We start from the raw sequence: 12743 nt of genomic DNA, 5'->3' as shown, positions 1-12743 counted from the left end.
CCAATATCGGGCCTTCAAGGCCGGCATCACCATGAAGAATTATCTGGCATTTTTCCTCCTCTTGACCATGACCACGGCCTCCGCACACGGACCCTTGCCGGCGCGGCTGTCGCCGCCCACCGGGCTCGTCCAAGCGGGCCTCACCGACAACGACACCACCGCCGGCGGCACCGCGCGGCTGTGCGAGCAGGTCACCTTCTCGCGCGGTCTGCGCTATGGCGAGAGCGAGGCCAATGTGCTCGATGTCGCGACCAGCGCGATCAAGGCGGATACGCCGCGCCCTGTGCTGCTGTTCGTGGCGGGCGACACCTTTACCGGCGACCGCGCGGCGCCGGAGCTGTCGCGCCAGATCCAGGACCAGGCCATGTGCTTTGCCGCGCGCAACGAGATGATCGGGGTCCGCGTCAACTATCGCCTGGCGCCCTCGGCGACCTGGCCCGCCGGCGCCTCCGATGTGGCGGCGGCGCTGTCATGGGTTCACGCCAACATCGACCTCTTCAACGGGGATGCCCGCGAAATCGTCGCGGTCGGCTACGGCGCCGGCGCCTTCCATGTCGCCACCCTGCTGGCGCATCCCGAGTTGCAGACCGACGGCGCCGACGTCGCCGGCGTCGTGCTGGTGTCCGGAGTCTACCGCGTCGGCAAGGACGCGAGCGACAGCGAGAAGGCCTATCTCGGCACTGATCCCACCGAGTACGACAAGCGGTCGGTCTTCCCCGGCATCCTCAATGTCGATGTGCCGATCGTGCTGGCCTGGGCCGCGGACGATTCCGCCGGCCTCGCGGCGCAGGGCGAAACCCTGAAGAAGACGCTCTGCGGCGCCGGCCACTGCCCGCGCGGCGCGCTGCTGCGCAGCCGCGAAGGTATCGCGAGCGCCTTCGGCCTCGACGGCTCCGGCGACAGCCTCGCCGAGCCGACACTGCTGCTGGTGCGTCAGCTCGAGGCACGCGGGCTGCCGTAGCGGCGTTGCGGCAGCGCGCTTATTACTCCGACCGTTTGCTGGGCCACCCCTCTCCCCCACCCTCCCCCGCAAGGGGGGAGGGAGCGCAGCGGCGCACGCGGCTGCACTGTGGGCTCATCACCGGCACGCTTGATGAATCGAGCCCATTCGCCACAAGGAAAGTGCGTTCCCTCCCCCCTTGCGGGGGAGGGCTAGGGAGAGGGGTGCCACACGGCGCGCTCTCTCGCTCGTCGGCGCGTCAGCACGACTGCCGCTTTCCTACGCGCCAAGAGCTGCACTGCGTCGAAGCGCGCCACCCAGCCATACGATTGACAAACGCTTGACCTAGACGGAGCGGTCTTGGTGTGGGGCCAACGACAGGATGTCGAACATGCGCGTCACCGGCAGACTGCTGCTCGTGTTGATCGCCGCTTTGGCCTCGCTCGGGGCGATGTCCCAGCAACGTGCCGAGCAGCCGGCAAGCAACGAGGAAATCCGCATCGGCAATGTCATGCCGTATTCGGGACCGCTCTCGGAATTCGGCGCCATCGGCCAGGCGGAGGCCGCCTATTTCGACATGATCAACGCGCGTGGCGGCATCAACGGCCGCAGGATCCGCTTCATCACGCGCGACGACAATTCCGATCCGGCGACTGCGCTGGAGCTGACGCGCAATCTGGTCGAGACCGAGGATGTGCACCTGATGTTCGGCTCGTTCGGCACACCCGGCAATCTCGCCGCGCGTTGGTATCTGAACGAGAAGAGAATCCCGCAGCTCTTCGTCGCCTCCGGCGACGAGGAGCTGAGCAAGGCCAAGGCATTTCCCTGGACCATGGGTTGGCAGCCGTCGTTCAGGTCCGAAGGGCGCATCTACGCCAACTACATCCAGGCCTACTACCCCAGAAAGAAGATCGTGGTGCTCTGGCAGAACGACCAGTTCGGGCGCATGCTCTACAAGGGCATCCAGGAAGGCCTCGGCGATCTCAACCGTCACGTCCTCGTCGACATCGCCTTCGACATTGCCGATGAGCATCTCGACGGGCACGTCTCGATCCTCAAGCGCGCGGGCGCCGACATCTTCGTCTTTCTCGGCGTGCCGTCGACGGCGTCCAAGGTGATCAAGCTGGCGGCGTCCTTCAACTGGCATCCGGTCTTCATCGTCAACGATGCCTCCGCCTCGATCGCCAATGCGATGGCGCCCGCGGGCCTCGAGAACTCCGCAGGCGTGATCTCGGCGGCCTTTCTGAAGGATCCGAGCGATCCCGCCTGGAAGGACGATCCCGCCATGAAGGACTGGTTCGCCTTCATGGACAAATACCATCAGGTCGAAAGCACCAACAACAGCGCCGCGCTCTATGGCTACGCCGCGGCCGAGGCGCTGACGCAGGTGCTGAAGCAATGCGGCGACGACTTCTCGCGCGAGAACATCATGCGCCAGGCGGCTTCGCTCAGGGACGTCAATCCCTCCGTTGCGCTACCCAACATCAGGATGAACACCTCGCCGAGCAACTATCTGCCGATCAGGCAGATGCGGCTCGTCCAGTTCGACGGACGCTCGTGGCAGCCGTTCGGCGAGGTGATCGAGACGGCCTTCACGGAAGGCGCGGCGCGGTGACGCGATTCAGGCTGCGGGCGCACGACGATCATACGCGCACCTTTTGCCGGGCTACCCCCTCCCCGCAGGGAGCGAGCACCTGAAGTGATCGTGGCACCGAAGCTTCCAGGGCGTCATGGCCGGGCTTGTCCCGGCCATCCACGTATTTCCTCGCGGCACAAAGAACGTGGAAGCCCGGGACAAGCCCGGGCATGACGACCTCTTGTGCCCGCCTCACGCCGGCTTGAGCGAGGCCAGCGCGTTCTCCAGCAGCGAGCGCACGCGTGCGGCATCGCCTGACTTCACCACGGCGGGGTCGAGATAGAGCTCCAGGCCCGGCGCGCGCTCGGTGATGATACCGCTGTTCTCCGCCGCCGCGTCGCTCAGCGCGTCCACCGAATAGGGAATGACCTCCCGGCTGATGCCCTTCATGGTGATCGCCGGCAACGCATGGGCGCGGACGATATCGCTGACGAGTGCAAAGGTCTCGTAGCTCAGCACGATGCCGCCGGGCTCGGCGATCGATTGCAGGCGCGCAGCGAGGTTCGCCTCCGCACCGATGATGGTGTAGTCCATGCGGTCGGCGCTGCCGAAATTGCCGACATTGCAATAGCCCGAATTGATGCCCATGCGCGAGCGGAACGGCTGCTCGATGCCGGAGGCGCGCCATTTCGCATTGAGCTCGGCGAGGCGCTGCTGCATGCGCCAGGCCATCTGCAGACAGGCCTGCGCATCGGCGCGGTCGCCCCTGGTCTCGGGGTCGCCGAAGAAGATCAGCATGGCATCGCCGATGAACTTGTCGATGGTGCCGCCATATTCGTGGGCGATCGCCGACATTTCCGTGAAATATTCGTTGAGGAGCTGCGTCAGTTGCTCCGGCTGCAGCCGCTCGGCGGTCGCGGTGAAATTCTGGATGTCGGAGAAGAAGATGGTGAGCTTCTTGCGCTCGGTGTGGATGGTGACGTCCTTCTGGCCGGAGAAGATGCTCTTGTAGACCTGGGGCGGGATGTAGCGCGAGATCTTCATCGAGAGCGCGGCGAGGAAGTCGTTGGCGGATTCGAGCTCCTTGTTCATGCCCTTGATGCGGTGCGCCTGGCGGCGCTGCTGCGAGAGGAACGACAGGCCGCTGCCGGCGGCGATCACGAAATAGGCCAGGAGAAACTTGAACGAGAAGATGTTGGAGGCGATCGGCTGGGCGATGATCACCTCCTGGATGCCGCGGACATCCCCCACCTTCCAGTCCTTCTTCGGGCTTTCGGGGTGGCTGTTGTGGCAGCTCACACAGGCCGGCCCCATGGTGACGGGCGCGACCAGGCGGACCTTGTCGTTGAACAGCGAGGTCTCGGTCTCCACGATCTTCTGCTCGGGGTCCTTCCGCAGCGCATCGAGCGCATCCTTCTCGAACTTGTCGAGCTGGTGCGGGGCGCGGTTCTGGAACGGGAAGTCCGAGACGAAGCGGTAGGTGATGTTCTCCTGCTGCGCTCCGATCACCCGCCCGAGCTCCAGCGACAGCGTTGCAGGAATCGGGATCGCGCCGGGGATGGATTCGTAATTGTGCACCACCCTGGTCGTGCCGTTGGGATTGGCCAGCACCCGCCCGACAACGTTTGTCGCGTAGTAGCTGCGCACGCTCGTGATCACCGAGTTGAGATCGATGGCCTGCCGGCGCAGCGCCGTCTTGCCGAGCTCGGTCAGGTCCAGCCATACCGCGAGCGGCAGGGCGAGCAGCAGGAAGGCGATCACGGCACCCGTGAGAATACCGCTCTTGGGCTGTTCTTCGGAGATCTCTTGTTTCACTCTGTGGCTCCGCTGTGTGCGATTTTGTCGCAAACCCGTCGGGATCGCGGCAAAGAATGCGGCCGCACAGAGCCAACAATTACGGGCCCGCGCAACCCCATTTTATGGTGGTCGGGGCCAAGCGCCTTTTCGTTTCATCACGGATGTTTAAGATCGGCCCCGTCCTGCATCCGCACCGCCGGGAGATCCCATGACCGAGACCATTCGCATCAAACGCTTCCACGCGCGCCCCGTGATGGTGCCGATGAACCTGCCGCTCCAGACCTCGACCGGGGCAATCGCCAAAGCGCCGCTGGTGCTGATCGACTGCGAGACTGACGAGGGCGCGGTGGGGCACGCCTATCTGTTCTCGATCACGCCCTCGGCCTTGAAGCCGCTGACGGCGATGGTCACGGAAATGTCAGACCTGCTCGCCGGCGACGAGCTGCTGCCGTTCGAGATCGAACGCAAGCTGACCCAGCGCTTCAGGCTGCTGGGTCTCGCCGGCCTGCAACGGCTGGCCCAATCCGGCATCGACATGGCGGCCTGGGACGCGCTGGCGCGCGCGCGCGGCCTGCCGCTGGCCCGCCTGCTCGGCGGCGCACCGAAACCGGTAAGGGCCTACAATTCGAAGGGGCTCGGCATCATGCCGGCCGGCGCCGCGGTCGAGGAAGCCCACAAGCTGCTGGCCGAGGGCTTTCGGGCGGCGAAGATCCGCGTCGGGCGGTCCGATGCGCGGGAGGACCTCGCCGTCGTGCGCGCGGTGCGCAAGGCGGTCGGAGACGAGGTCACGCTGATGTGCGACTACAACCAGGCCCTGACGGTGACCGAGGCGATCCGCCGCGGCGAGATGCTCGACGACGAGGGCCTGAGCTGGATCGAGGAGCCGATCCGTCATGACCATTATGCCGGCTGCGCCCGCATTGCCGATGCGCTGCATACGCCGGTCCAGATCGGCGAGAATTTTGACAGCGCCTTCTCGATGCAGGCGGCGCTCTCGGCAGAAGCCTGCGACTACGTGATGCCCGACGTCCAGCGCATCGGCGGCGTGACCGGCTGGCTCCGCGCCGCCGCGCTGGCGCACGCCGCCGGCATCGAGATGTCGACGCACCTGTTCTCGGAAGTCAGCGCGCATCTGCTCTGCGTGACGCCGACCGCGCATTGGCTGGAATATGTCGACTGGGCCGACGCGGTGCTGGCAACGCGGCTGAAGATCAAGGACGGCTTTGCGCTGCCGGGCGAGGAGCCGGGGAATGGCATCGAATGGGATGAGGCGGCGGTGAAGAAATATCTGGTCGGATAGATCTTGATTGGCAGACGCTCCTTCGCGTGTTCGTCATTGCTGTCGATCTTATGACGCGTATTTCGGGAGGGGGTCCTTTAATCGATCTGCCTATCATTGGATATTGAATCGCGCGCCCGGACATTCGTTGGTGACGGTCGTTGCGACGAGCTGGGCGGCGAACGAGGTCGGCTTCGGGACCGCGACGATCTTCCAACGACCCTGTTTATTGAGCCAGAACCGTCCCGTCGTGGTCGCGATGCGGCGCTCGGTGTATTTCTTCGTCGAGATCAAGGGGACCTTCGACTTCGGCGCGGGGACTTCCTTCCAGCCGTCGAACGAATAGAACTCCTGGAAGAAATAGTGCCACTCGATTTTCTGGAATTCATGGTGCGAAACGACGACCCGGACCAGTGAGTTTCCCGTAAGCCATTCCGAACCCATCGGGTCGGGTTCGACCTGCAGGCACCTCGTGTGCAGCGGCTCCTGGACCTGAAGCAGATTCAATCTCTGACTTTGCGAAAGCATCGCCGAGGTCACCGGCTGCCCCACATTTGGGTCGTTGGCCGGCCCCGAGCAGATCGGCACCGTTGGCGGGCCTTGTCCGGTCCATGGGTTGTTGCTGCAATAGACGTAGCGCGACCACGACGACCAGCCGGTGGACGCCTTTTCCTCCGCTTTGCCCGTCTCGCGGTCCCAAATGCCGGTAAACTTGATCGTCTTGCTCGGCGGGCAGGCCGTTATGGGAGGCCCAGTCCACCAATGGGTGGTTTCGAACTCATAGATGGATTGGTTCGGATGCGGGTACATCACTGCTTTGGCGCTGGTGAGCGCGTGGTGCTCCGAACACCCCTCGCCCTTCGTATCGAGCCAACATACGAGCGGAAAGTTCTCGCTCGGCCAGCAACCCGCGTGGGCCGAGGACGATCCCAGAACAGCGATCACGAGAGCCAACGCAAAGAGACAAGCACGCACTGTCAATCCCCCCTTTTGCATCTTCTCGTTGAGATTGCCTGGCTTCGTCGCCATCACCTTGATCAAGATCAACGCATTGATCCCAGCGACGCAGCCGTGTCGGAATGGGCGAAGCCGCCGGACGTCTGCCTCACCTTCGCGAGCTCATGACGCAAGTGCACGTAGGTCGTGCGTTGGCGCGCCGGCCGATGCCTCCTGTCATCACCCCTTTCGTGCTGCGAAGTCGGGACGAGATCGATGATCATCTCGGCCTTCGTCACGCCGGGGCCATAGCCTCGGTCAGGCTACCACGCTTCCGCGCCCGGAATTTTCTTCCGCACCGCCTTCCGCTGGATCCAGATGCAGCGACGGACGGACCTGTTGGATCGGCCGACGGCGGATATCCCCTCGCCGGCCTGAAGCAGCGGCGCCACGTTTTCGCGCAAGCTCCGGCAGCGCTGGAGTTCGGCTTGCCAGTCGACGGCGGCGTCAGCGCGCGACGCGATCAGCGCCAGGATCGCCATCGCAAGACAGATCGTCCGCATCGCTCGCATTCCCTTCATCGCGATCCGCCCGCATCGCGCTTGTAGCGGAAGTCGCAATGAGAGGCGCCTTGCATGATCGTCTGCGTACGCGTGAGCTTGATGTCGGGACCAAAACCTTCCGCGGTCGCAAAGTCCGCAGTGCAGATCAGGAGGAAGCCGAGTTCCGGCTCACCCAGCGCCTTGTAAAACTCGGCATAGGCGCACCGCTTCACGTCGAATGCGAATGCGTCATGCGTCTGCTCGATGACGTCATAGGCGAGCGCATCGTCGCGGGCGTAGGTGCTGAAGGCCGACGCGACGGCCTTGCCGAGATCGGCTTCGTTCTTGCCGTGGTTCCTGGCCTTCCAGAACTCCTCTCCGAAGCCGCGATAGAGATCGGCGAGAGCCTTGCGCACCAGCGCATTGGCGCGCGCCGCGCCGAGTTCGGCCTGGAGCGTCTTGACCAGCGGCACCAGCACCTGCGCCTGGATTTTTGCCTGTTCGATAACGGAGATGCTCATGGGCAGAGCCTCGCTTGCAACCGGGCGCGTAGCGTAATCCGGAACAGCGCCCGAGAGGATACATCCCGGATTGCGCGGGGGCTGCATCGGGCGGCGCTTTGCCGCCGGATGACTCGGTCCGACCATAGAAAGATCAGATATCGGCTTGCCCGGCCGTAGCTCGCGGCGGCAGCCCGCCTGCGCCCGTTGGCTTCGGCGTGGCTCCGACACCGAGCAAGCCGCACCAGTCCGTCTCCGCTCTTCGAGCTACGCCGGACACGCTTCGCCGCAATTATTCAGGCTATGCCACGCGAAGCCGAAGGCGAAGCGTGGTGGGCACGACAGGGATCGAACCTGTGACCCCTACCATGTCAAGGTAGTGCTCTCCCGCTGAGCTACGTGCCCTAGAGGTCATTTCATCGGTGGGGTCCCTATAACGGCTCAGGGGACCCGGCGCAAGGACGGAAGGGAGCCGATTTAGGCAGCCAGCATCTTGTTCACTTCGCTGACCAATTCGCGCAGATGCACGGGCTTGGACAGCACCTTGGCGTTCTTGGGGGCGTCCGAATCCGAGTTCAGGGCGACCGCGGCAAAGCCGGTGATGAACATGATCTTGATGTCGGGGTCGAGTTCCGAAGCCCGGCGGGCGAGCTCGATGCCGTCCATCTCCGGCATGACGATGTCGGTGAGCAGCATCTCGAACGGCTCTTCCCGCAGCCGCTGATACGCGGCCATGCCGTTGTCGTGGGACGAGACCTGGAAACCGGCATTTTCCAGCGCCTTGACCAGGAAACGGCGCATGTCGTTGTCGTCTTCGGCGAGCAGGATTTTTGCCATGGCAGGAAACGTCGAATCCCCAGAGGATATCAGCAGAGGTCACTAAGCCCGACAGAGGGTAAATTTGGGGTGAAAATCTTTACCTTGGGCCGGCTGCGCTGCCGGCACTTGTGAACCGGAATGGGCTCCGAAGCAATCGAGCCGGACCGACTGGTCCCCGCCACGATGCCCGCACGGTTAAGACTTGTTCCAACGTCCATCACATCTTTTCGCTTGGCAGAATGGTTGCGATTCCGGACAATGACGACACATAAGAGCCGTTCGACCGGCCGAATCATTCGAGCCGGAGCTTTCCGGATCGTGCGGCGCCGAGGGGGCGAAGCCTGAGTAAGGACGAAGCTTGAGAAGATGACCCGGTTTGACGGCGACATGTCGCCAGCCTTCGAGATCTTCGAGCCCGCCCAATGGCGCGCGCCTGTCATCTTCAACTCGCCCCATTCGGGCTCGACCTATCCGGACGAATTCCTGGCGGCGTCGCGGATCGACCTGCCGACGCTGCGGCGGTCGGAAGATTCGTTCATGGACGAGCTGATCGGCCATTTGAGCGATCGTGGCTTTCCGACGGTGCGGGTCAACTTTCCCCGCTCCTACGTCGACGTCAATCGCGAGCCCTATGAGCTCGACCCCCGCATGTTCAGCGGACGGCTGCCGAGCTTTGCCAATACCCGCTCGATGCGGGTCGCCGGCGGCCTCGGCACCATTCCGCGCGTGGTCGGCGACGGCCAGGAGATCTACCGCGACCGCATCCGGGTCGACGATGCGCTGGGGCGGATCGAGGCGCTGTACAAGCCCTACCATCGCGCGCTGCGCCGGCTGATCAACAAGGTGCACCAGATGTTCGGCACCGTGGTGCTGGTCGACTGCCACTCGATGCCCTCGGTCGGCGTCAGCAGGGACGAGCCGCGCCGACCCGACGTCGTGATCGGCGACCGCTACGGCACGAGCTGCACGCCGCTGCTTCCCGATCGCGTCGAGGAGACCATGACGGGCCTCGGCTATTCGATCGGCCGCAACAAGCCCTATGCCGGCGGCTTCATCACCGAACATTACGGCAATCCCGCAAGCGGCCTGCACGCGGTACAGCTCGAGCTCAACCGCGCGATCTACATGGACGAGCGGCGGCGCGAGCGGAGTGCACGCTTTGCGCAAGTGGCCTCCGACTTCGGCGTTCTCGCCGACGTGCTGGCCACCACGATTCCGTTCGCCGATCTCGGCCCGTTCCAGGCCGCGGCGGAATAGGCGCCGGCTCTTCGTCGTACGATCATGTTGTCTGCGATTGGCGCGAACGCGTCTTCGCTTCGCTGCGCACCCGAAACAAAAAGAGGCGCAAAGAAAAAAGGGCCGCTTCTGATGAAGAAGCGGCCCAAGTCTAGGGAGGAAACGCCCAAGGAGGGCAGCGGTAACGCCAAGCGCTACCGCACCGCAACAATATGCGACCGCGCCGCACAAAGTGCAAGGCCTTTTGAGCCATTTCCCATGCAATTCGCACATGGCTCGGTTGCTTCCAGAGAAACCCAGATTCAGTTTCTTTGATAAGGAAATTCAATGGGTTGATAGTCATTTGCATACGAACGAGGCAACTTCGGAACGTAGTTTTCAACTCCGTGATCGATATTTGGCCAGCAGATGACTGGGATGAGGCAGCACGCCTCGGCATCCAAAATACCAGGGAGCAAATCGAGACAGCGCTGCACCCGGGGGACGAATTGGGCTAGGCAGGAGGCGAGCTTCAGCCAACCTTCGCTTCGAGGATTCCCGTGACGGTGATCGACTTCTCCGCCTTCATCGGTCGGCTCGCCACCGCCTCCGGCGAAACCATCCTGCCGTTCTTCCGCACCTCGCTGTCGGTCGACGACAAGAGCAAGACCAAGGATTTCGACCCCGTGACGGAGGCCGACCGCGCCGCGGAGGCGGTGATGCGGCGGCTGATCAGGGCCAATTTCCCTCAGCACGGCATCGTCGGCGAGGAATTCGGCAATGAGCAGGACGATGCCGAGTATGTCTGGTTGCTCGACCCCATTGACGGCACCAAATCCTTCATCGGCGGCTTTCCGATCTGGGGCACGCTGATTGCGCTGCTCCACAAGGGCGCGCCGGTCTACGGCATGATGCACCAGCCCTTCATCGGCGAGCGCTTTTCCGGCGACAACGGCTCGGCCAATTACAGGGGCCCCTCCGGCGAGCGCCGGCTCCAGGTCCGCCGCTGCGCTTCGCTCTCGGAGGCCACCACCTACACCACCAGTCCCCTGCTGATGAACGAGAGCGACCGCGCCATCTTCGGCCGCATCGAGCAGGGTGCGCGGCTGTCGCGCTATGGCGGCGACTGCTATTCCTATTGCATGCTCGCCGCAGGTCATGTCGATCTCGTGATCGAGACCGAGCTGAAGCCCTACGACATCGCGGCGCTGATCCCGATCGTGACCGGTGCCGGCGGCGTGGTCACCACGTGGGAAGGCAAGCCGGCCCAGGGCGGCGGCCGCATCATCGCGGCCGGCGACGCGAGGGTTCACGAAGAGGCCTTGAGGCTTTTGAACCAATAACAACTCTCACGCAGGCGGCTCCTTGGACGAAGGAGATCAAGCACCGCCTGCGTGGAAGCACCTCACACCGCCTCTGACCGCAAATGCTCCACCAGCATCTTCGCCGGCCGCGGCAACGTCTTGAAGTTTCGCGCGCAGATCACGAGCCGCCGGTTAGCCCAGGCATCGCGCAGGCGGACCATGGCGAGCGGCATGGTCCTGGCGCAGCGCCGCGCGGCGGCTTCCGGCACCAGGGCAACGCCGACATCGGCGGCGACCATCTGGCAGATCGCGTCGAAATCGCGCAGGCGCGCGCGGAAATGCGGGCGCAGGCCGAGCCGCGCGGCGTGCTTCGAGATGTGCACCTGCAGCGCGGTGGCGCTGGTCAGGCCGACGAAGTCGCAGGCCCCCGCCTCCTGAAAGTCGATCTGGCGCCGGCCGGCGAACGGGCCGCGGCGGGAGGTCACCAGCGTCAGGCGGTCCTCGCTGAAGACGAAGCGCTCGATATGGTCAGGTAGCGCGTGCTCGGCGGCGAAACCGAGATCGGCGGCGCCCGTCGTGATCGCCGCCGCGATGTCGGTGCTCTCGCGCTCCTCGATGTCGACGGCGACGTCGTGATGCGCACGCAGGAAGCCGGCGAGCGCCTTCGGCAGATGCTCCGAGAGCCCCGAGGTGTTGGCGAGGAAATGCACGCTGGCGCGCAAACCACTGGCAAAGCCGGCAAGATCGCCGCGCATGGCGTCGATCTGGTGGATGACGAGCCGCGCATGATCGAGCAGGCTCTCGCCGGCCGCGGTCAATTCGACGCCGCGGCGTCCGCGCTTGAGCAGCGCGACGCCGAGCGCATCCTCGAGCCCCTTGATGCGTGCGCTGGCGGAGGCCAGCGCCAGGTGCGAGCGCTCGGCACCGCGTGTGATGCTGCGCTGGTCGGCGACCGCGATGAAGAGCTGGAGGTCGACGAGGTCGAAGCGCATGCCGTGTCTCCTTAGCCTTCGCTCCTGACGAAGGCTGTCTCCGTAACCTCCAGATTGTGCCCGATCGTGGCATCGGTCAATGTGCAGTGATGATCGACCCGCTTCTCATTCTCATCGCCGCCGTCTTCCTGCTTGCCGGATTCGTCAAGGGCGTGGTCGGGCTCGGCTTGCCGACGGTGTCCATGGGCCTGCTCGCGGTGAGCATGGCCCCAAGCCGCGCCATCGCCATCGTCATCGTGCCCGCCATCATCACCAACATCTGGCAGACCTTCATCGGCCCTCATTTGCGCGACATCCTGAGGCGGCTGTGGCCGCTGATGATCGGCACCGTGATCGGATGCTGGCTCAATGCCGGCGCGCTGACCGGCCCGCATGCGCGCTACGGCACGATCGTGCTCGGCGCCCTGCTCGTCACCTACGCCGTGATCGGCCTGAACAAGTTCCAGTTCCGCGTCGCACCCGAGAACGAGAAATGGGTCGGCGGCGTGGTCGGCGTCGTCACCGGCGTGATCTCGGCCTCGACCGGCGTGCAGGTGATCCCCTCGATGCCGTTCATGCAGGCGATCGGCATGGAAAAGGACGAGCTGGTGCAGGCGCTCGGCGTGTTCTTCACGACGGCGACGCTGGCGCTCGCCTTCAACCTGACCGCGGTCGGATTGCTGACGCCCGCGAATGTCGTGCCCGGCGCCGTGGGTCTCGCCATGGCCTTTGCCGGCATGTTCATCGGCCAGTCGGTCCGCGCGCGGATGCCGGCCGAAGCGTTTCGCCGCTGGTTCCTGATCGCGATGATCCTGCTCGGCCTCTATCTCGCGGGAAGCGCGCTGGCGAAGGAATTGGCCTGAG

General features: G+C 64.4%; 12 protein-coding genes and 1 tRNA gene. 6 read left to right on the top strand and 7 right to left on the bottom strand.

From position 1 onward, the window contains the following. Positions 1–31: 31 nt before the first annotated feature. Together ACSHT2_RS24485 and ACSHT2_RS24480 are read left to right on the top strand one after the other, a co-directional pair. A complete protein-coding gene (locus tag ACSHT2_RS24485; protein WP_440642920.1) occupies positions 32–961 on the top strand; it encodes an alpha/beta hydrolase in 930 nt (309 codons plus the stop codon). A 370-nt stretch (positions 962–1331) separates the two neighbouring features. Continuing rightward, entirely contained in the window at positions 1332–2555 is a 1224-nt protein-coding gene (locus tag ACSHT2_RS24480) for an ABC transporter substrate-binding protein (RefSeq protein WP_440637059.1), read from the top strand. 213 nt (positions 2556–2768) lie between these two features. On the opposite strand, the gene ACSHT2_RS24475 is transcribed toward ACSHT2_RS24480, so the two are convergent. Continuing rightward, positions 2769–4331: an adenylate/guanylate cyclase domain-containing protein gene (locus ACSHT2_RS24475; protein ID WP_440637057.1), complete on the bottom strand. Its 1563-nt coding sequence runs from the start codon at positions 4329–4331 to the stop codon at positions 2769–2771. 190 nt (positions 4332–4521) lie between these two features. On the opposite strand from ACSHT2_RS24475, the gene ACSHT2_RS24470 reads away from it, so the two are divergent. Further along, entirely contained in the window at positions 4522–5613 is a 1092-nt protein-coding gene (locus tag ACSHT2_RS24470; protein WP_440637055.1) for an enolase C-terminal domain-like protein, read from the top strand. A 93-nt stretch (positions 5614–5706) separates the two neighbouring features. On the opposite strand, the gene ACSHT2_RS24465 is transcribed toward ACSHT2_RS24470, so the two are convergent. The 5 genes from ACSHT2_RS24465 to cpdR form a co-directional block, all read right to left on the bottom strand. Beyond that, the gene (locus tag ACSHT2_RS24465; RefSeq protein WP_440637053.1) at positions 5707–6639 is read right to left on the bottom strand and encodes a hypothetical protein; all 933 of its coding nucleotides are present in this window, start codon (positions 6637–6639) and stop codon (positions 5707–5709) included. A 212-nt stretch (positions 6640–6851) separates the two neighbouring features. Next, the gene (locus tag ACSHT2_RS24460; RefSeq protein ID WP_440637051.1) at positions 6852–7070 is read right to left on the bottom strand and encodes a hypothetical protein; all 219 of its coding nucleotides are present in this window, start codon (positions 7068–7070) and stop codon (positions 6852–6854) included. A gap of 35 nt (positions 7071–7105) precedes the next feature. Next, positions 7106–7591, bottom strand: coding sequence for an L-2-amino-thiazoline-4-carboxylic acid hydrolase (locus tag ACSHT2_RS24455; protein WP_440637049.1), 486 nt, complete (start codon positions 7589–7591; stop codon positions 7106–7108). Between the two features lie 309 nt (positions 7592–7900). Beyond that, a tRNA-Val gene (locus ACSHT2_RS24450) sits at positions 7901–7975 on the bottom strand. Positions 7976–8047: 72 nt separating this feature from the next. Then, a complete protein-coding gene (gene cpdR, locus ACSHT2_RS24445; protein ID WP_028179810.1) occupies positions 8048–8407 on the bottom strand; it encodes a cell cycle two-component system response regulator CpdR in 360 nt (119 codons plus the stop codon). A 348-nt stretch (positions 8408–8755) separates the two neighbouring features. On the opposite strand from cpdR, the gene ACSHT2_RS24440 reads away from it, so the two are divergent. Beyond that, positions 8756–9646, top strand: a complete 891-nt coding sequence (locus tag ACSHT2_RS24440) for an N-formylglutamate amidohydrolase (RefSeq protein WP_440637047.1) — start codon at positions 8756–8758, stop codon at positions 9644–9646. A gap of 518 nt (positions 9647–10164) precedes the next feature. Further along, a complete protein-coding gene (hisN, locus tag ACSHT2_RS24435) occupies positions 10165–10947 on the top strand; it encodes a histidinol-phosphatase (protein WP_440637045.1) in 783 nt (260 codons plus the stop codon). 62 nt (positions 10948–11009) lie between these two features. On the opposite strand, the gene ACSHT2_RS24430 is transcribed toward hisN, so the two are convergent. Further along, on the bottom strand, positions 11010–11900 hold the full coding sequence (locus tag ACSHT2_RS24430; protein ID WP_440637043.1) for a LysR substrate-binding domain-containing protein: 891 nt from the start codon (positions 11898–11900) through the stop codon (positions 11010–11012). A gap of 89 nt (positions 11901–11989) precedes the next feature. Here ACSHT2_RS24430 and ACSHT2_RS24425 point away from each other — a divergent pair, with 89 nt between their 5' ends. After that, complete coding sequence (locus ACSHT2_RS24425) at positions 11990–12742, top strand: sulfite exporter TauE/SafE family protein (RefSeq protein ID WP_440637041.1); 753 nt, start codon at positions 11990–11992, stop codon at positions 12740–12742. Position 12743 lies beyond the last annotated feature (1 nt).

The sequence above is a fragment of the Bradyrhizobium sp. PUT101 genome (assembly GCF_052043945.1).
Classification (GTDB): Bacteria; Pseudomonadota; Alphaproteobacteria; order Rhizobiales; family Xanthobacteraceae; genus Bradyrhizobium.
Note: the sequence above shows the minus strand (reverse complement) of the source record. Positions and strands in the feature narration are given on the sequence as shown.